Consider the following 18342-nt stretch of genomic DNA (forward strand, 5'->3'; position numbering starts at 1 on the left):
GTCAGTACAACAGGAACTGCTTCGTACCGGAGGAGACGACGCCATTCACCGTGACCTGCAGGTGATACGACGCACCGCCGGCGGGCACGGCCGGGCGAGTCTTGGCGTTGCAGGTCGACGGATCCGAACGGGTTCGATCCCAGGTGATCGGAGCCGATGCGAGCGTCTTGCCCGGCTCCAACAGAATCACCGTGCTCGCCGGCTTCACCTGGCAGTCCGTGGACTTCCAGTAGACCTCGGTGCCGCTCGTGATCGTGAACACCTGCTTCGCTGTGCCCACGTCGAAGGTGCACGCTGCCGTTCCGGTGTTCGTGATGGAGAACGAGAGCTTCGGCTGTTGGGCCGCGGCGTAGTTGTCGTTGTCCGTGATCGCTTCGACATCGACATCCGAGTTCTTGCACGTCTTCGCGGCCGCCGTGGTCTTCGTCGTCGGCAACGGTTTCGCAGTCGCGGTCTGTGTCGTCACCGGCGTTGCGGTGCCGACCGGAGCCGACGCGTGCGTCGGCGTCTTGGTCGGGACCGAGGTGTGGGTGGCGACCGGTGCCGAGGCATCCGAATTGCCCCGCGGAGCGAAGACGATGAGCAAGATGACCACGACGATCGCCAGCAACGCCAGTCCCACCACGAGCCGGCGACGCCAGTACACCCTGCTCGACTGGGGGCCGACCGGATGCTTCAGGCTCGACATGCCCTCAGGTTAGGCGCGCCCCATGCGACACCTGAGACAACTCGCCGGGGTCAAACGGCAATTCCAGGCCCGCAGCGTGGTAGCGGATGCCGCTGCTCACCCGCGAAGGACGCCCGCCTCTACAGGTGCTTGATCATGCGCGTGTTGCCGAGCGTGTTCGGCTTGACCCGCGCGAGGTCGAGGAACTCGGCAACACCCTCGTCGCGGCTGCGCAGCAGCTCGTTGTAGATCTCAGGGTCGACGGTCTCGTGTCCCATGTCCGCGAAGCCGTGACGCGAGAAGAAGCGCACCTCGAAGGTGAGGCAGAACAGACGGCTCAGACCGAGGCCGGAGGCGTCGTACTCGAGGCGCTCGAGCATCGCGTGGCCCACGCCTCGGCCGCGCCAGGAATCCGCCACGGCAAGCGTGCGCACCTCGCCGAGGTCTTCCCACAACACGTGCACGGCGCCGCACCCGATGAGGTTGCCCTCGAGGTCCTGCGCCACACGGAACTCCTGCAGCGCCTCGTAGAGCGCGACCCGCTCCTTGCCCAGCAGGATGCGGCTCTCCACGAGCGGCTGCACGAGCTTCTGGATGCCGGGCACGTCACTCGTACGAGCGCGACGCACGCGGAACCCGCGTAACTCGTTCGTCGATATCGGCTCGGTGAGGAGGTCTGCCACGCCGTTCAGTCTACGGAGGCGGTGCGCGCCCGCGCTGAGCGAGGTCGTGGCATGACGTGCAAGAGGGGCCGGACCCTGCCGGGCCCGACCCCTCTTGTCGTGCTGGTGGATGCCTACATGCCGGCCGCGAGGTCGGGCGTCGCCGATCCCGTGCCGACTCCGCCTGCCGCGATGGCCCCCACCGGGTCCTTGCGTGCTGCCGTGGTGAACACGAACTCGCCGTCCCTGAAGTCGACGGTCACGTGGTCGCCGGCGCTGAGCTCGCCGTGCAGGATCTTCTCGCTGAGCCGGTCCTCCACCTCGTGCTGCACCGCGCGGCGCAGCGGCCGAGCACCGAGTGCCGGGTCGAACCCGACCTCGATGAGCTTCTCCTTGGCGGGGGTCGTGAGCTCGACGGTCATGTCGCGGTCGAGCATCCGGTCGCCAAGACGCTTGACGAAGAGATCGACGATCTGCAGCAGTTCTTCCTTGTTGAGCTGCGGGAACACGATGATCTCGTCGACGCGGTTGAGGAACTCGGGCTTGAAGTTCTTCTTCAGCTCCTCGTTCACCTTGCCGCGCATGCGGTCGTACCCGGACTGGCTGCCCGTGTCGCCCTCGGCCTGGAAGCCGACGGGTCCGCCGGAGATCGCTGCCGTTCCGAGGTTGGTCGTCATGATGATGACAGTGTTCTTGAAGTCGACGACGCGGCCCTGGCCGTCGGTCAGACGTCCCTCCTCCAGAATCTGGAGCAGCGAGTTGAAGATGTCGGGGTGCGCCTTCTCGATCTCGTCGAACAGCACGACCGAGAACGGCTTGCGCCGCACCTTCTCGGTGAGCTGGCCGCCCTCTTCGAAGCCGACGAACCCGGGAGGGGCGCCGAACAGCCGCGAGACGGTGTGCTTCTCGCCGTACTCCGACATGTCGAGCGAGATCATCGCCGACTCGTCGTCGAACAGGAACTCGGCGAGCGCCTTGGCCAGCTCGGTCTTTCCGACGCCGGTCGGGCCGGCGAAGATGAACGAGCCCGACGGGCGGTGCGGGTCCTTCAGGCCGGCACGCTGACGGCGGATGGTGCGGGAGAGCGCCGAGATGGCCTCCTCCTGACCGATGACCCGCTGGTGCAGCGCCTTCTCCATGAAGACGAGTCGGCTCGACTCCTCCTCGGTGAGCTTGAACACCGGGATGCCCGTGGCCTGCGCCAGCACCTCCGCGATGAGTCCCTCGTCGACCTCGGCGGTGGTCTTGACGTCGCCGCTCCGCCACTGCTTCTCGAGGCGGAGACGCTCGCCGAGGAGGTTCTTCTCCTCGTCGCGCAGGCTCGCGGCCTTCTCGAAGTCCTGCTCCTCGATCGCCGCTTCCTTGCGCTCGCGCACCTTGGCGATCTTGTCGTCGAACTCGCGCAGCTCCGGCGGGGCCGAGAGGATCGACAGGCGCAGGCGGGCGCCGGCCTCGTCGATCAGGTCGATGGCCTTGTCGGGCAGGAACCGGTCGCTGATGTAGCGGTCGGAGAGATTCGCGGCGGCGACGATCGCGCCGTCCGTGATGGACACCTTGTGATGCGCCTCGTAGCGGTCGCGCAGGCCCTTGAGGATGTTGATCGCGTGCGGGAGCGACGGCTCCGCGACCTGGATCGGCTGGAAGCGGCGCTCGAGCGCGGCATCCTTCTCGAAGTGCTTGCGGTACTCGTCGAGGGTCGTGGCACCGATGGTCTGCAGCTCGCCGCGCGCCAGCAGCGGCTTGAGGATGCTCGCGGCATCGATCGCGCCCTCGGCGGCGCCGGCTCCGACGAGGGTGTGGATCTCGTCGATGAAGGTGATGATGTCGCCGCGGGTGCGGATCTCCTTCGTCACCTTCTTGAGGCGTTCCTCGAAGTCACCGCGATAGCGGGATCCGGCGATGAGGGAACCGAGGTCGAGCGTGTAGAGCTGCTTGTCTTTCAGCGTCTCGGGCACGTCGCCGCGCACGATCGCCTGGGCAAGCCCCTCCACGACGGCGGTCTTGCCCACGCCGGGCTCACCGATGAGCACCGGATTGTTCTTCGAACGGCGCGAAAGGATCTGCATGACGCGCTCGATCTCTTTCTCGCGCCCGATCACGGGGTCGAGTTTGTTCTCGCGCGCCGCCTGCGTGAGGTTGCGGCCGAACTGGTCGAGGATCTGGCTGCCGCCCTGAGCACCCTGCTGCTCGTTGGCGCCGACCTGCACCTGCTCCTTGCCCTGGTAGCCGGAGAGCAGCTGGATGACCTGCTGGCGCACCCGGTTGAGGTCCGCGCCGAGCTTGACGAGCACCTGCGCCGCGACGCCCTCGCCTTCGCGGATCAGGCCGAGCAGGATGTGCTCGGTGCCGATGTAGTTGTGGCCGAGCTGCAGCGCCTCGCGCAGCGAGAGCTCCAGCACCTTCTTGGCGCGCGGAGTGAAGGGGATGTGCCCGGTCGGCTGCTGCTGGCCCTGGCCGATGATGTCCTGCACCTGCTCGCGCACAGACTCCAGGGAGATCCCCAGCGACTCCAGGGCCTTTGCCGCGACGCCCTCACCCTCGTGGATCAGGCCGAGCAGGATGTGCTCGGTGCCGATGTAGTTGTGGTTGAGCATCTTGGCCTCTTCTTGGGCCAAAACGACGACGCGACGGGCTCGGTCGGTGAATCTCTCAAACATGTGGTCACTCCTCTCGCGGCCGCTGGCGGTATGCCGGATGCCGTGGGTGCGGCAAGCAGCGGTCGGTCGCGATACTTCGAGGGTAATGAGCGACGGCGAGCCGGTGGGCGCTGTTCGCCGTCGGCGTTAAGGGCGCCCGTGTTGGCGCCTGCGCCGGTCCGGCGTCGCTCGCACGACGACGCTCCGCTGTCCCTTCGTGTCGCTCGTCCTCCCGCGAGGCGACACGAAGGGACAGCCGAGCGACCAGCGCCCCTCGCCGCGCGAAGACCCTGTCGCGGCCGGCACATGGGGCGCCGCGATGGGGGCGACGCGCGACAGTGAATCGATGTCGGACGGACGCTGGGCCGCGTGGGCGGCGGTGGGCGCGACGGGAGACAGGGCGCGACGCGGCGCGACGGGCGATGCGACCGCGGCGGCGGGCGCGACGGAGTGCGACTCTATTTGGTGAGGCCCCCCGAGGATCCAGGTCATGCCCTGGCCGCTGATGGAGACATCCGTGGAACGGTCGATCGTGTTCGGGGTGGCGAACACGGTGGTGTGCGGCACGTAGTCCATGGTGCAGATCGCGTTCTTCTTGCCGGTCGAGATCGTCAGCTTCATCTTGTTGTGTCCGGTGAGCGTGAACTTCGTGGCGACGGGCGGACACTTCGAGCTGCCGTACAGCGTGACCGTGAACTGATCGCCGTTCTTCAGCCACACCGAGAACGGTGCGCCGCCCGCGCTGCTCGACGGCGCCTCGACACCCTTCGGCTCGCCGTGGTAGTCGGTGATGGGCTTCGTGGAGTTCTGCGAGCATCCGGCGAGCGCCACGACCGTGAGTCCGGCGACGGTGGCGGCGAGGGCGAGACGTGCGAAACGGCGCGGCATGGCTACATGGTAGGGGCAGCAGGGGCCGTGCGGACACCGTCTGCACGCGATCCTCTGCCCGAGAGCTCGCCACCGAAACCCGAGGGCGCCGAACCGGGCGATGACGGCGGCGCCTGGCGGGAACCGCCGTCGTAGGCTCGTGCGCATGAGCAACCTGGAGCGGCACCCGACGGAGCTCGTCGCGGACTGCGACGCCACGGTGAACGAGGATGCCCGTGGCGCGATCGCCGTGCACGACGCGCCGCACGCAGACGGCATCTTTCTGATCGAGCCGCGGGACGTGCCGCTCGGCGGCCCGCGCGCGATGCCGGTGCATCGCACGCTGCCGCAGCGTGCCAAGTCGACGATCGGCGGCTGGTGCTTTCTCGACCACTACGGTCCCGACGACGTCTCGGTGACCGGCGGCATGCGCGTTCCGCCCCACCCGCACACCGGGCTCCAGACGGTGAGCTGGCTGTTCGAGGGCGAGATCGAGCACCGCGACAGCGTCGGCTCGCACGCGATGGTGCGCCCGGGCGAGCTCAATCTCATGACCGCCGGTCACGGCATCAGTCACTCCGAGGACTCCACCCCCGAGACGACGGTGCTGCACGGCGCACAGCTGTGGCTGGCACTGCCGGACGCCTGGCGCGAGCAGACGCCGTTCTTCGAGCGCACGCTGCCCACGCCGGTGCGGATCGGAGGCGCCGTCGCGCGCGTGTTCATCGGGGAGCTGGCCGGGGCATCCGCCGACGCCACGGTGTTCAGTCCTCTCGTCGGCGCCCAGCTCGACCTGGATGCCGGTGCCACGCTCATGCTCGACGTGCGGGCCGAGTTCGAGCACGGCATCCTTCTCGACCTCGGCGATATCAGCGTCGAGGGCGTCGAGGTGCCGCACCGTCACCTCGCCTACGTGCCGCCTGGGCGCAGGCTGCTGCGGCTGTCGTCGGTGGGCGGGGCACGCATCCTGCTGCTGGGCGGCGAGCCGCTCGGCGAGCAGATCGTGATGTGGTGGAACTTCATCGGCCGCGACCACGACGAGATCGTCGCCTCGCGTGATGAGTGGCAGCGCGAGGTGATCGACGGCGAGGATGCCTCCGGCCGCTTCGGCACGGTCGCCGGCTACCCGGGAAACCCGCTTCCGGCTCCCACGATGCCGACCGTGAGACTCAAGCCGCGCCGCTGAAACTAACCGCCCAGTTCCTTCCCTCTGGCGCAGAGGCGCCCCGACCCGTCAGACGGGCACAGGAGCGCCGCACAGGCTCGGAGCGTCGCACGAGCGCCGGGGCGCCACGCGAGCGTCAGTGATAGAGCGGATGCCCGTCGGGTCCGGCCGGCACGCGCGTGCCGTCCACGTGGACGGGCCAGGTGAGCGGCAGCCCACGCACCTGCTCGAACGCCGGTGCACCATCGGGGCCGGCCGGCACCAGCCGCCCATCCGCGAGCCGCGGCCAGGCAAGGGGCGGATGCGGCGACGTGGCGGCTGAAGCAGCGGCCGGCGCCGTCGCGGGTGCGACGGGAACGGCGCCGGCGGGCGCGGCCGGCGCGGTGGGACCCGCCGGCGTCGCCGTCGCGGCCGGCGCGGAAGCTGCCGCCGCCGCTGCTTGTGCGGGCGCCGAGCCCGCCTGCGCTCCCGACGGCTGGGCGCCGGGTACGGGCGCGGCGGGTGCGCCGGGCAGGTAGGCGCCGGGCGCGCCCGGAACGTACGCCGGCGGCACGGCAGTCGGATAGTGCGGCGCGGGTGCGCTCGTGCGGTGGCCCCGGTTGATGAGCAGGCTCCAGAGCGGGATGAGCACGAGGGCGACACCGCCGATCACCGCGAGTGCCGCCACGATGCGGCCGTAGTACATCCAGTCCCACAGGTGGTTGAACGGTCGCGGTGTGGGGATGGTGACCATCACGGCGATGATGCCGAAGGAGATGCCTGCGACGAATCCCAGCGACCGGGTGACGGTGGAGGTCCAGCGTCCGACGAGGATCCGCACGAGATCGACGAGCGCGAGCATGACGCGCACGAAGAGCAGGCAGAGGAATCCCAGCCAGCCGGCGAGCCACAACGGCATGCTGTCGTCGCCCGATCCGTAAGAGCCGTACGCGCTGTCGGGCTCCGACGCCGTCCAGACCGCGACGATCCAGATCAGCAGCAGGTAGGCATCCACACCGAGCGACGCGAACTCGAACCACTCCGGCCGGTACGCGCCGATCGCGGTGTCGAGCCAGACGAGCAGCGCGAAGAGGATGAGGGCCACGTCGGTGATGATGACGCGCGCGATGGTGTCGCCGCCGCTGCCGAACAAGATGAACACCACGGACACGAGCGCACAGGCGCCGACCACGATCAACACGATTCTCGCGCCCCATGCGCCGAGCACGCTCGTGCGCTTCAGATCGACCGGCGCCTGCGGATATGCGGGATGCTGGGGATACTGCTGACTCATCGGCGTTCACTCCTCATCGTGGTGCTCCGTGGGTCTGGCCGGCCTCATGGTGCCTGCCTGTGCGGTTGGGCCAGCGTATCGAACCGGGGTGGACAGCACGCGTTCTCCACAGGCCGGTCGGGCATCCGGCGCCCTGGACGACCGTAGTGCGACGGCCGCGAACGGCCCGCGCTCACTGCAGCGCGGACGTGAGCCGCGCGAGGTTGTCGAGCACCGTCGATCCCAGGGACTGCCCGAGCCATTCGTCGAGCGTCAGCTGCTTGCTGGCCTCCCGGTAGCCCTGCTCCACCTCGCGCATCGCCGACACGAACGACGCACCGTGCACCATGAGGGAGATCTCGGCGTTGAGCTGGAACGAGCGCATGTCCATGTTGCTCGATCCGATGACCGCGACCTCGTCGTCGATCGTGAAGTGCTTGGCGTGCAGGATGTACGGCGCCTTGTACATCCAGATGACGACGCCCGCCCGCAGCAGTTGCTCGTAGTAGGAGCGCTGGGCGTGATAGACGAGCCCCTGGTCGCCGATCTCCGAGACGAACAGCTCGACCTGCACACCGCGCTGCACCGCTGTGGTGAGCGCGGCGAGCATCGCCTCGTCTGGCACGAAGTACGGCGACGTGATGATGATGCGCTCCGTCGCGTAATAGAGCAGGGCCAGGAACAGCTTCAGGTTGTTCTCGCCGCTGAAGCCGGGGCCGGAGGGCACGAGCTGGCAGTCCAGCTCATCGTCGGAGCGCACGGGAGCGGCGATGTCTCGCTCGCGTCCGAGAAGCTCGCCGGTCTCGAGATACCAGTCCGTGATGAAGATGGCGTTGAGACCGCTCACGATCGGACCTTGAAGCCGGGTGACGAGCTCTTTCCACTTGAGGCCGCGCTTGATGTTCTTGCGCTTGTTGTAGCTGCGGTCGATCACGTTCTGCGAGCCCATGAACCCGATGTGCCCGTCGACGACGAGCAGTTTGCGGTGGTTGCGCAGGTCGGGCCGCTGGTACTTGCCCTTGAGCGGCTGCACGGGAAGCATCAGGTGCCACGTGGCCCCCATGCTCGTCAGCCGCTTGATGGTGCGCGCGTAGTCGCGCGTACGACGCGATGCGATGTGATCGAGCAGCACTCGAACGATGACGCCGCGCTTCACCGCATTCTCGAGCGCGTCGAAGAACGGGCCGGTCGTCTGGTCCCAGCTGAGGATGTAGAACTCGACGTGCACGTAACGGGAGGCGGCGTTGACGGCCGCCGTCATGGCATCCAGCGAGCCCTGATATTCGCCGATGAGGGATGCCGTGTTGCCGCCGACGAGCGGCATCGCGCCGAGATTGCGGTTGAGCGTGACCACCGACTGCAGCCAGCCGGGCCATGGGCGGTCGCGACGCACCAGCTCGATGCCGTCGGTGGACTCCAGGATGATCTCGTTGATCTGCTGCTGCCGCAGCCTGCGGATCTTCGGCAGCTTGAAACTGCCGATGAGCAGGAAGAACAGCCAGCCGAAGTACGGGATGAAGTAGATCGCGAGCAGCCACGCCGTGGCCGAGGTGGGCCGGCGGTTGCGCGGAATGACGATGATGGCGACGATGCGCAGCGCGAAGTCGATGACCAGCGCGGCGATGATGATGATCGTCGTCAGCGTTCCGCTCTGCATCTGCTCCCCCGAGGCTCCGATCGCACCCCTGCCCGGGTCGCGATGGTCGACTCGCGGCGTGCCCCGGCTTCGCCGACGCTAGCACTCCGGGAAACCGCAGAGGCTGCGCGGCACAGTGATCCACCGCGACGGGTGAGAAGCGTCGGAGCTGCCGTGGGCGAGGATGCCCCCACCCACCTCGCGCTGCAGGTCCTCAGCTCTTGGGTGCGAGCCCGCGCCGTGCCCGCTCCTGGGCCTCGACCTTGGCATACGCCTTGCGCTCGTTGCGGTCGGCATGCACGACGGAGCGCATCACGACCCAGAAGACCAGCCCGACGAGAATCGTCGGCGCCAGAGCCCAGATGATGCCTGCCCACACGCCGTCCATAGTGGTTCAAGGATACGCGCGCTGCGGCTTCGCGTTCGCCGTGCAGACCCTCAGACGGATGAGGGCTCGGACAGCGCGGCCGTCGAACCGCGTGCGACGAATTCGGCCAGCGGAGCCGTGACGTCTTGCGGCTGACCGCCGTCGATCACCGTGAGCAGCGCCTCGGCGGCGAGACCGCCGAGCTCTCGCACGTCATGGCTCATGGCGGACAGCATCGGCGTCGCGAGGCGGCACAGCGTCGAGTCGTCCCACGCGACCACCGAAAGCTCCTCCGGCACCCGCACCCCGAGCCGGGCGGCCTCCTCGAGGCCCGCCACCGCCATCACGTCGTTGTCGAAGATGATCGCCGTCGGTCTCTCGGCCCCGCTCAGCAGCAGGCGAAGGCCTGCAGCTCCGCTTTCCGGCGAGTAATCGCCGACGGCCGTGAACGCCGTGCCGCCGACGGCCGCCATGGCGTCGGCGAACGCGGCGGTGCGTGACTGAGTGTGCACGAGGCGCTCCGGGCCGGAGACGCGACCGATCAGACGATGACCCAGATCGGCGAGCTCGTGCACAGCACGAACCGTCGCCGCCGCGTTGTCGACGCGCACGACGGCCCCGCCCGCGGCATCCGTCGGCTCGCCGAGCGTGACGTGCGGCACGCCGAGCTCGTTGAGCAGTGGGCCGCGCGAGTCGTCGACCGTGAGGTCGCTGAGCGCGATGCCCGCGACGATGCCGGCGCTCACCCAGTGCCGATACACCGCGAGCTCATCGGCCTGGCTCGGAACGGTCTGCATGAGCACCTGCATCCCGCGCGGATGCACCGTGTCTTCCATGCCCGCGATGATCTCGCTGTAGAACGGATCGACTCCGCTCGGGGAACGCACGAACGCCATGCCGATCACCGCGGGGCCGACGGATGCTGCGCTCATGGCATCAGTATCGCCGACCACCTCGACTGCACTCATCGAAGCAGTGCGTTGGCCGATGCCAGGACGGGCCAGCGCGTGAAGAGCCCCGGATCGAGGTCGGCCTCGCTGGCGACGTGGAAGACCGCGACCTCGCCCGCCAGCAGCGAGACGAGCCCCGCGTCGACGCGAGCCGCCGGGTCGAGACGGTCGACGGCGAGGAACACGTCGCGCAGGTACGAGCGCGCACGCACCGAAACCCGATAGCCGCCCTCGGTGCGCACGGCGGATGCCTCCGCCGCGTCGGGAGCGAGCCGTTGCGCGATCACGTCGGCGCCGTCGTGCACGGCCCGACCGAATCCGTCGAGGTCGGCGACCACCAGCTCGTCGCCGGCGTCGCCGATCGCGGCGACCTCGGAGGGCAGCGCGTACGTCGACACGGAACGCGCAGCGACGTCGACCTCGACGCGCGCCACCCCGAGGACGGCGCCGGCGAGGCTCCGTCGGGTGAGGAGCGCGGTGCCGGCGAAGGCATTCGCGGAGTCGTTCACGAGCACGAGCGCGAGGCCGCCGTCGCGAGGCTGGATCGTGGCCAGACGCGGTGCGTATGCGTCGCGCATGGCGTGCCAGAGCGGCTTGCGGTGTTCATCGAAGTCGACGGCGGCCCACGACACGACGGGCCAGTCGTCGTTGAGCTGCCACAGGATCGTGCCCGTGTTGTGCGGGGTCAGCGACCGGAAGTGCTCGACGCCGAAGCGGATGGCGTGCGCCTGATTGAGCTGGGTCGCCCAATGCCACTCCTCGATGCCGCGCGGCGCCGGCAGGTGGGGAGCCATGCCCAGCTCGAGCTTGAGGTTGCCGCTCTCCGCCTTCTGGTGCACGAGCATCTCGTGTCCATACGGTGCCAGCGGCTCGTCGTGCACCACGCGTGTCAGCGTGGACCACGCCGGCGGCCCCTGGAAACCGAACTCGCTGACGAAACGCGGGGCGTAGTCGCGGTAGGCGGTGTAGTCGCGCTGGTTCCAGACGTCCCAGATGTGCATGGTTCCGTTGCGCTCGTCGTTCGGATGCGCGTAGTCGACGAACGAGTACGGGCTCGCGGGCGAGTACGCCCTTGTCGGATCGAGCTCGGCGAGCAGCCGAGGGAAGAGATCGCGGTAATACCCGTCGCCCCACCCGCGATCGCCGAGGGCCTCTCGCCAGCCCCACTCGACGTAGCCCCAGATGTTCTCGTTGTTGCCGTTCCAGATGATGAGCGACGGATGCTGCGCCAAGCGCGCGATCTGCTCGCGCGCCTCCGCCTCGACCTCGTTCGCCAACCATTCCTCTTCGGAGTACGCGGCGCACGCGAACAGAAAGTCCTGCCACACGAGCAGGCCCGCTTCGTCGGCGAGCTCGTAGAAGTCGTCGGACTCGTAGAACCCACCGCCCCACACCCGCAGCAGGTTCACGTTGGCCTCGAGCGCGTCTGCCAGCCTTCGCACGTAGCGATCGCGATTCAGTTCGGTGACGAAGGCGTGGTCCGGAATCCAGTTGACGCCCCTGATCAACACGTCCTCGCCGTTCACCCGCACCACGAAGCGGTTGCCGGAAGCGTCGGGCGCGGTGTCGACCTCGACCGTGCGAAAGCCGATGCGGCCTGCCCAGCGGGCTGCGGGCATTCCGGTCACGGCGACCGTGACGTCGTACAGCGGCTGCTCGCCGTGCCCGATCGGCCACCACAGCTTCGCGTCGGCCACCCGCACGGCGACGGATGCCGACACCTCCCCGGCAGCGACCGTGACGGCGCTCCGTGCCTCGCCGACGCGCACCTCGAGGTGAATGGGCGCGTGCTCCGACACCGCGTCCCGCTCCACCTCGACGTGCACCGTCGCGACGCCGTCCGTGCCGTCGACGCCGACGAGAGGCCGCACCGAGGCGATGCGGATGCCGCTCCATGACTCGATTCCGATCGGCTGCCAGATGCCGCTGGAGGCGACGTCGATGCCCCAGTCCCAGCCGAAGGTGGAGGCCGTCTTGCGCAGCTGGTTGAAGGGGTGGTGGTTGACGTGCGGCCACGCTCCGTGCTCGGCGTCCCTGCGTTCGGCCTCCGTCACAGGCGGAGCGAACGTGACGGTCAGTTCGTTCGCCCCCTCGCGCACCAGGTGCCGCACGTCGAACCGGTGGCTGCGATGCTGGTTCTCGGTGCGTGCGACCAGCTGACCGTTGAGCTCGATCGTCGCCACGGTGTCGAGTCCGAGAGCCACGAGGTCGTGCCTCGTGCTGCCGTCGTCCGCCCAGTCGAACGTCGTCGAATAGCGCCACTGCGTGCTGCCGATCCACTGCTGGGCTGCTTCGTTGTCGCCGTCGAACGGGTCGGCGATGAGTCCGGCTCGCAGCAGGTCGGTGTGCACGAGACCGGGCACGACGGCGGGCACGGGTTCGCGAGGGAACCCGTGCGGCACGTCACCGCCTGTGGCGGTCAGGTGCCAGGGGCCGGCGAACGGGGCGAAGGTGGAAGGGAGGCGCATGGTGGTGGTTCGGTGCTTTCTGTGTGTTTCAGGACGTGGTGGGACGCCGGCCGCGGTAAGCGCGGCTCTATCCCGCGATCTGGGCCAGCCGGCGCTCGGGGTTCGGCGCCGCGGCGGCGAGCAGCTTCGTGTAGTCGTGCTGCGGGTTGAGGATGACCTCGTCGGACGGTCCGCGCTCGACGATCTCGCCCTTGTACATCACGAGGATTTCGTCGGAGAAGTGCCTGGCCGTCGCGAGGTCGTGGGTGATGTAGAGCACGCCGAGGTTCTCCTCGCGCTGCAGCCCGGCGAGCAGGTTGAGCACGCCGAGTCGGATCGACACGTCGAGCATCGAGACCGGCTCGTCGGCGATGAGCATGGTGGGAGCCGGCGCCAGCGCGCGGGCGATGGCCACGCGCTGGCGCTGACCGCCAGACAGCTCGTGCGGGTGCTTGTCCGCGAACTCCTCGGCGGGGGTCAGCCGCACGCGCTCGAGCAGCCTCTCGACTCCGGCATCGACCTCGCGACGGGTTCGCGCGCGACCGTGCAGCCTGAGCGGCCTGGCGAGGTGGTGCCAGATCGAGTGGTAGGGGTTGAGCGAGGCGAACGGGTCTTGGAACACCATCTGCACTTGGTGCCGATAGTCCTGCAGCCCTCTCCCTGCACGCCTGACGGGTGCACCGTCGAGAAGGATGCGCCCCTCACTCGGATGCTCGAGCTGGAGCAGCAGCTTCGCGATCGTCGACTTGCCGCTCCCGGACTGACCGACGAGCGCGACGGTCTTGCCCGACTCGAGTGTGAAGCTCACATCGTTCACGGCCAGCAGCTCGCGAGCGCCGCCCGCGCCGCGCACCTTGTACCGCTTGGTGACGTTCTTGAATTCGAGCGTGGTCATCGGTCGGCTCCTTCGCTGTGCGCGACGGCGGTCACGGCATCCTCGACGCCGAGGCGGGCGTCGGCGACGCCTGTACGGATGAAGTCCCCGCGCTCGCCCGTCAGCGACGGAAAGGAGGCCAGGAGCCGTTTCGTGTAGGGATGCTGCGGGTTGGTGTAGAGCTCGTAGGCGTCGCCGAGCTCGACGATCTCGCCGCCCTTCATGACCGCGATCCGATCGCTGATCTCCAGCAGCAGGGGAAGGTCGTGCGTGATGAAGATGACGGCGAATCCGAGCTCGGAGCGCAGCCTGGTGATCTCGTCGAGGATCTCGCGCTGCACGACCACGTCGAGCGCGGTGGTCGGCTCGTCCATGATCATCACCTGCGGGTCGAGCGCCATCGCCATCGCGATCATGACGCGCTGACGCATGCCGCCGGAGAGCTCGTGCGGGAACGACTTCAGGCGCGAGCGATCGACGCCGACGCGTTCCAGCAGATCTCCAGCGACCTGTCTGCGTTCCTTCCACTTCATCTCGGGGCGATGAGTCGTGAAGATGTCTTCGAGCTGGGCCTGGACGGAGATCACCGGGTTCAGCGAGTTCATCGCGCCCTGGAACACCATCGAGATCTTGTCCCAGCGGAACGCCCGAAGGTCGGCGCCGCCGAGCGATGCGAGGTCGACGCTGTAGCCCTCACGGGAGTGGAACGTGGCGGACCCCGAGGTGATCAGCGCCGGCGGTTTGAGCAGCCGGGTCACCCCGTAGGCCAGCGTGGACTTGCCGCAGCCGGACTCGCCCGCCAGTCCCAGCACCTCGCCGCGTCCGAGCGTGAGCGACACGTTCTTCACCGCATGGGTCGTGCGCTCGCCGAGGTAGTCGACGCTGAAATCATCGATCGTGAGCACGGGGTCGGTCTCTCTGCGCGGCGGGCGGATGCTCGTTGCCTGGCTCACTTGATGTCCTCCTTCTCGAGGCGCTTGATCTGCTCCGACGTGAGTCCCCACGACTTGCGTGCTGCCCTGGTCTGGTTGCGCAGCTTCGGGTTGATGATCTCGTCGATCGAGAAGTTGATCAGCGAGAGCGCCGCACCGAACAGCGCGATGACGAGTCCCGGCGGCACGAACCACCACCACGCACCCTGTGTGAGCGCGAGGTCGTTGTAGGCCTGAAACAGGATGGTGCCGAGGGTGAACGTGTTGTTGGCGCCGAGGCCGAGGAACGACAGCCCCGCCTCGCCGAGGATCGCGAAGATGACGGCGAAGACGAACTGCGACGCCATCACAGGGATGAGGTTGGGCAGGATCTCCACGACCAGTACCCGCCACGTCTTCTCCCCCGCGACTTTCGATGCGGCGACGTAGTCGCGGTTGCGCAGAGACAGTGTGACGGCCCTGAGCACGCGGGCCGATCCTGCCCAGCTTGTGATCGCCAGAACCAGGGCGATGAGAAAAAGGCCCCGCTGTTCCTGCGGAACGTAGCTGCCGATCACGATGACGAGCGGCAGACCGGGGATGACGAGCACCACGTTGGTGAAGAGCGAGAAGCCTTCGTCGACGAATCCGCCGATGTAGGCGCCGAGGATGCCGAAGAACGCCGAGAGCACGGTCGCGAGCACGCCGACGGCGAAGCCGATGATCAGCGAGCCGCGCACGCCGTACGCGATCTGCGTCCAGACATCCGCGCCGGTCTGGGTGGTTCCCAGCCAGTGCTGCGCCGACGGTGGAGCGAAGAAGTCGGTGCTGATCGCGGTCGGGTCGCCGACGAGCAGGGGCCCGACGATGCCCCACAGGATGATGACGCCCGCGATGATCAGGCCGGCGATGAGCTTCGGCGATCGGGACGGCATGAGCCGGGCGAAGCTGCGCTTCGACGTGGCCTTGGGCGGTGCGACCTCGGTCGCGACGAGTGTGGATGCCATGTCAGGGCCCTCCTAAGACCGCGCGCGGGTGCGCGGGTCGATGATGCCGTTCAGCACGTCGACGACGAGATTCGCGCCGAGCACCGAGAGTGAGATCACGAGGAACACACCCTGCATGAGCGTGTAGTCGTTGTTCGAGACGGAGGAGAACAGCAGTTGCCCGATGCCGGGGTAGCTGAACACCTGCTCGGTCACGATCGACCCGGCGACGACGAAGCCGAGCGAGATGGCGAATCCGGAGAGCGACGGCAGCACCGCGTTGCGCGCCGCGTAGGTCATGCGCACGCGACGCGGGTTGAGGCCCTTCGCCTCCGCCGTGACGATGTAGTCCTCGGAGAGCGTGGAGACCATCATGTTGCGCATGCCGAGCATCCAGCCGCCGATCGAGGAGAGCACGATCGTGAGGGCGGGGAGGAAGCCGTAGTAGATGGCGCTGCCGATGAAGTCGAGTGAGAAGCCCGGGGTGGTCGTCGCGACGTTGTAGCCGCCCGCATAGGGGAACAGCGGAATCACTCTGGTCAACACCAGCACGAGGATCAGCGCGAGCCAGAAGTACGGCACCGATTGGAACATCGTGGTGACCGGAATGAGGTTGTCGAGCCACGACCCGCGCTTCCAGCCGGCGAGCATGCCGAGACCGACGCCGAGGATGAACGAGATCACTGTGGCGAGCCCGACCAGCGCGATCGTCCAGGGCAGCGCCTGGCCGATCATCGTCGTGACCTGTTCCGGGTAGTTGCTCGACGAGATGCCGAGGTTTCCGTGCAGCAGGTTGACGATGTAGTCGCCGTACTGCTGCAGGATGTTGCCGCTTCCGCCGCCGAGCTCGATCTCGAGGGCGTGCCTGGTGCCCGGGGCGATCGTCATGCCCGCCGCCGACATCTTGTTCATCATGATGTCGACCGGATTGCCGGGCATCATGCGAGGAATGAAGAAGTTGATCGTGACCGCCGCCCAGAGCGCGACGACGTAGAACGCGATCTTCTGCAGGTAGAACCGCATTTCTGTCTGCTTTCTGCGCGACCGGGGCCGGGTGGATGCCCTTGGCACCCACCCGACTCCGGTCCCTGTCGCGTTGTGGTTACTTCACCGGGCGGATCGTCTTGAGAACGATTCCGACACCCCAGTTGCCGCCCCACGGAAGCGGGAATGCGTACTGGTTGTTCTGGGTCGGCCATCCGGTGGCGCGCGAGTTGTTGTACTCGGCGAGCGCGGAGTTCACGTACACCGGCACGTACGGCATGTCCTTGACGATCTGGTCCTGGATCGTCTTGTACGCGGCCTGCTTCACCGACTCGTCGTTGGTGGTGGCGAGCTTCTTCACAGCGGCGTCGACAGCGGCGTTCGAGTAGCGCGTCGTGTTGGTCGACGGAGCGGGGCTGCCGACCTTGGCCGTGGCCGACGACGCGAGGTACGCGCTGTACTGGTAGTACGGGTCGCTCGAGACGCCCATGTTGACGGAGTTCATCGACATCTGGAACTTGCCGGTCGACTCGGCCTGGCTCCACGCGTTCTGCGCCATCTGATTGACGGCGAGCTTGATTCCGGCCGCCTTGAACTGACCCTGCAGCAGCTGGCAGATCGTGTCGTAGTCGGTCCAGCCGGACACGACGTTGATGGTGAGGTCGAGTTCCTGGCCGTTCTTCGCGTAATACCCGTTCGATCCGAGCTTCCAGCCGTCGGCCTCGAGCAGGCTCTTGGCCTTGGAGACGTCAGCGGTCTGCGGAACCTCCATGTAGTCGGGGCTCGTGATCTGCGACTTGTTCACCGTGTTGAGCAGCAGAGACGGGGATGCCGGTGCACTGAAGCCGGCCGCGGCCTGCGTGTCGAGCTGCTTGCGATCCATCGCGTAGTACATCGCCTGCCGAACGGCGGTGTCGGTCTGCGGTCCGGTGCAGCCGAGCGAGGCGTTCTCGCACGTGAACAGCGCGGTGGTCGCCTGCGGCGAGTTGGAGTAGCTGAGGTTCTTGTTCTTCGCCATGATGCTCTTCAGCGTCGGGAGGAACGAGCCCATGTAGTCGGTCTGGCCAGCCTGCAGTGCCGAGGTGGCGGCATCCGCGTTCGCCAGCGAGATGTAGCGCACTTCGTCGACCTTCGGCGCGTTGTCGCCTGTGCCCCAGTAGTTCGGGTTCTTCTCGAGCACGAAGCTCTGCGGCGTGAAGCTCTTCAGCATGTAGGGGCCGGTGCCGACCGGGTGCACGTTGGTCACCTTGGTGGGGTCGGAGATCTTCGACCAGATACTCTGCGGCACGATCGGCTCGTTGCCGAGGATCTGCGGCTCGAGGGTGAACGATGTGGCCGGGAAGGTGATGACGACGGTGTCGTCCGCGGTCTTCTTCGCCACCCATTTGGTGCCCGAGGTGTTCAGCGCCGGGTTGTCCGAGACGAGATTGAGGGAGTACACGACGTCGTCGGCGGTCTCCGCCTTGCCGTCGGACCACTTGACGCCCTGACGCACCTTGACGGTGAGCACGGTGCCGTCGGAGTTCCAGCTGTAGGAGGTGCCGAGCAGCGGCACCGGCTTACCCGCGCGGGCCTTGTTGTAGTAGAACAGCGGCTCGTAGAGCACGCCGTTCGTGGGCTGCAGGTAAGCGCCCGTGTTGTTGAGGGGGTTGAAGTTCTCGACGAAGTTGCCGACCTGACCGCTGAACAGCGTGACCGAGGTGGTGCCAGACGCGCTCTTCGAGCCGCCGTCCGACGAACATCCCGAGAGCGCGAGCGTGGCCGCGGTGGCGACCGCGACCAGAGCGACACCGAGGCGGCGTCGCGTGCTGTGTGTTGACATCCTTGTCCTTTCGTTGACCGTGAGGGGTGCGGTGCAAGGAGCTCACCGCTGCCGCCGAGGCTCACGTTGACGGTGCGCGTCGTTGCGGCTGGCTCTTTCTTAGGCCACTTTATAAA

15 protein-coding genes are annotated in these 18342 nt (G+C 67.5%); 1 reads left to right on the forward strand and 14 read right to left on the reverse strand.

What is annotated here, in order from left to right; genetic code table 11:
* Position 1 precedes the first annotated feature (1 nt).
* The 4 genes from FPZ11_RS10320 to FPZ11_RS19515 all read right to left on the reverse strand — a co-directional run bounded on the left by FPZ11_RS10320 (position 2) and on the right by FPZ11_RS19515 (position 4853).
* Positions 2-688 (reverse strand): hypothetical protein, encoded by a 687-nt coding sequence (locus FPZ11_RS10320; RefSeq protein ID WP_146320653.1) that lies wholly within the window; start codon positions 686-688, stop codon positions 2-4.
* A 119-nt stretch (positions 689-807) separates the two neighbouring features.
* Positions 808-1350: an amino-acid N-acetyltransferase gene (locus tag FPZ11_RS10325; RefSeq protein ID WP_246846180.1), complete on the reverse strand. Its 543-nt coding sequence runs from the start codon at positions 1348-1350 to the stop codon at positions 808-810.
* A 113-nt stretch (positions 1351-1463) separates the two neighbouring features.
* On the reverse strand, positions 1464-3986 hold the full coding sequence (locus tag FPZ11_RS10330) for an ATP-dependent Clp protease ATP-binding subunit (RefSeq protein WP_146320655.1): 2523 nt from the start codon (positions 3984-3986) through the stop codon (positions 1464-1466).
* A gap of 126 nt (positions 3987-4112) precedes the next feature.
* Positions 4113-4853, reverse strand: a complete 741-nt coding sequence (locus FPZ11_RS19515; RefSeq protein WP_210415838.1) for a hypothetical protein — start codon at positions 4851-4853, stop codon at positions 4113-4115.
* Positions 4854-4998: 145 nt separating this feature from the next.
* On the opposite strand from FPZ11_RS19515, the gene FPZ11_RS10340 reads away from it, so the two are divergent.
* The gene (locus FPZ11_RS10340) at positions 4999-6018 is read left to right on the forward strand and encodes a pirin family protein (protein ID WP_146320657.1); all 1020 of its coding nucleotides are present in this window, start codon (positions 4999-5001) and stop codon (positions 6016-6018) included.
* A gap of 115 nt (positions 6019-6133) precedes the next feature.
* Here the strand turns inward: FPZ11_RS10340 and FPZ11_RS10345 are convergent, their stop codons facing one another.
* The 10 genes from FPZ11_RS10345 to FPZ11_RS10385 all read right to left on the reverse strand — a co-directional run bounded on the left by FPZ11_RS10345 (position 6134) and on the right by FPZ11_RS10385 (position 18226).
* Positions 6134-7270, reverse strand: a complete 1137-nt coding sequence (locus tag FPZ11_RS10345) for a hypothetical protein (RefSeq protein WP_146320659.1) — start codon at positions 7268-7270, stop codon at positions 6134-6136.
* A 172-nt stretch (positions 7271-7442) separates the two neighbouring features.
* Positions 7443-8906 (reverse strand): cardiolipin synthase, encoded by a 1464-nt coding sequence (gene cls, locus FPZ11_RS10350; protein ID WP_146320661.1) that lies wholly within the window; start codon positions 8904-8906, stop codon positions 7443-7445.
* 193 nt (positions 8907-9099) lie between these two features.
* Entirely contained in the window at positions 9100-9273 is a 174-nt protein-coding gene (locus FPZ11_RS19250) for a hypothetical protein (RefSeq protein WP_168203794.1), read from the reverse strand.
* Positions 9274-9323: 50 nt separating this feature from the next.
* Positions 9324-10184 (reverse strand): LacI family DNA-binding transcriptional regulator, encoded by an 861-nt coding sequence (locus FPZ11_RS10355; protein ID WP_168203795.1) that lies wholly within the window; start codon positions 10182-10184, stop codon positions 9324-9326.
* A gap of 32 nt (positions 10185-10216) precedes the next feature.
* Positions 10217-12670, reverse strand: a complete 2454-nt coding sequence (locus tag FPZ11_RS10360) for a glycoside hydrolase family 2 protein (RefSeq protein ID WP_146320665.1) — start codon at positions 12668-12670, stop codon at positions 10217-10219.
* Between the two features lie 67 nt (positions 12671-12737).
* Positions 12738-13544, reverse strand: a complete 807-nt coding sequence (locus FPZ11_RS10365) for an ABC transporter ATP-binding protein (protein ID WP_146320667.1) — start codon at positions 13542-13544, stop codon at positions 12738-12740.
* Positions 13541-14476, reverse strand: coding sequence for an ABC transporter ATP-binding protein (locus tag FPZ11_RS10370; protein WP_246846181.1), 936 nt, complete (start codon positions 14474-14476; stop codon positions 13541-13543). The genes FPZ11_RS10365 and FPZ11_RS10370 overlap by 4 nt, the downstream gene beginning before the upstream one ends.
* The gene (locus FPZ11_RS10375) at positions 14473-15441 is read right to left on the reverse strand and encodes an ABC transporter permease (RefSeq protein ID WP_146320669.1); all 969 of its coding nucleotides are present in this window, start codon (positions 15439-15441) and stop codon (positions 14473-14475) included. The genes FPZ11_RS10370 and FPZ11_RS10375 overlap by 4 nt, the downstream gene beginning before the upstream one ends.
* A gap of 12 nt (positions 15442-15453) precedes the next feature.
* Positions 15454-16443, reverse strand: a complete 990-nt coding sequence (locus FPZ11_RS10380; protein WP_146320671.1) for an ABC transporter permease — start codon at positions 16441-16443, stop codon at positions 15454-15456.
* A 79-nt stretch (positions 16444-16522) separates the two neighbouring features.
* On the reverse strand, positions 16523-18226 hold the full coding sequence (locus tag FPZ11_RS10385) for an ABC transporter substrate-binding protein (protein WP_146320673.1): 1704 nt from the start codon (positions 18224-18226) through the stop codon (positions 16523-16525).
* Positions 18227-18342: the final 116 nt, after the last annotated feature.

It is taken from the genome of Humibacter ginsenosidimutans (assembly GCF_007859675.1).
Taxonomy (GTDB): Bacteria; Actinomycetota; Actinomycetes; order Actinomycetales; family Microbacteriaceae; genus Humibacter; species Humibacter ginsenosidimutans.

Excerpts from the sequence above, each read along its gene's own strand:
- FPZ11_RS10330 (WP_146320655.1), bottom strand. The coding sequence starts at position 3,986 with ATGTTTGAGAGATTCACCGACCGAGCCCGTCGCGTCGTCGTTTTGGCC.
- FPZ11_RS10365 (WP_146320667.1), bottom strand. The coding sequence starts at position 13,544 with ATGACCACGCTCGAATTCAAGAACGTCACCAAGCGGTACAAGGTGCGC.
- FPZ11_RS10385 (WP_146320673.1), bottom strand. The coding sequence starts at position 18,226 with ATGTCAACACACAGCACGCGACGCCGCCTCGGTGTCGCTCTGGTCGCG.
- FPZ11_RS10380 (WP_146320671.1), bottom strand. The coding sequence starts at position 16,443 with ATGCGGTTCTACCTGCAGAAGATCGCGTTCTACGTCGTCGCGCTCTGG.
- FPZ11_RS10355 (WP_168203795.1), bottom strand. The coding sequence starts at position 10,184 with ATGAGCGCAGCATCCGTCGGCCCCGCGGTGATCGGCATGGCGTTCGTG.
- FPZ11_RS10375 (WP_146320669.1), bottom strand. The coding sequence starts at position 15,441 with ATGGCATCCACACTCGTCGCGACCGAGGTCGCACCGCCCAAGGCCACG.
- FPZ11_RS19515 (WP_210415838.1), bottom strand. The coding sequence starts at position 4,853 with ATGCCGCGCCGTTTCGCACGTCTCGCCCTCGCCGCCACCGTCGCCGGA.
- cls (WP_146320661.1), bottom strand. The coding sequence starts at position 8,906 with ATGCAGAGCGGAACGCTGACGACGATCATCATCATCGCCGCGCTGGTC.
- FPZ11_RS10320 (WP_146320653.1), bottom strand. The coding sequence starts at position 688 with ATGTCGAGCCTGAAGCATCCGGTCGGCCCCCAGTCGAGCAGGGTGTAC.
- FPZ11_RS19250 (WP_168203794.1), bottom strand. The coding sequence starts at position 9,273 with ATGGACGGCGTGTGGGCAGGCATCATCTGGGCTCTGGCGCCGACGATT.
- FPZ11_RS10345 (WP_146320659.1), bottom strand. The coding sequence starts at position 7,270 with ATGAGTCAGCAGTATCCCCAGCATCCCGCATATCCGCAGGCGCCGGTC.
- FPZ11_RS10340 (WP_146320657.1), top strand. The coding sequence starts at position 4,999 with ATGAGCAACCTGGAGCGGCACCCGACGGAGCTCGTCGCGGACTGCGAC.
- FPZ11_RS10360 (WP_146320665.1), bottom strand. The coding sequence starts at position 12,670 with ATGCGCCTCCCTTCCACCTTCGCCCCGTTCGCCGGCCCCTGGCACCTG.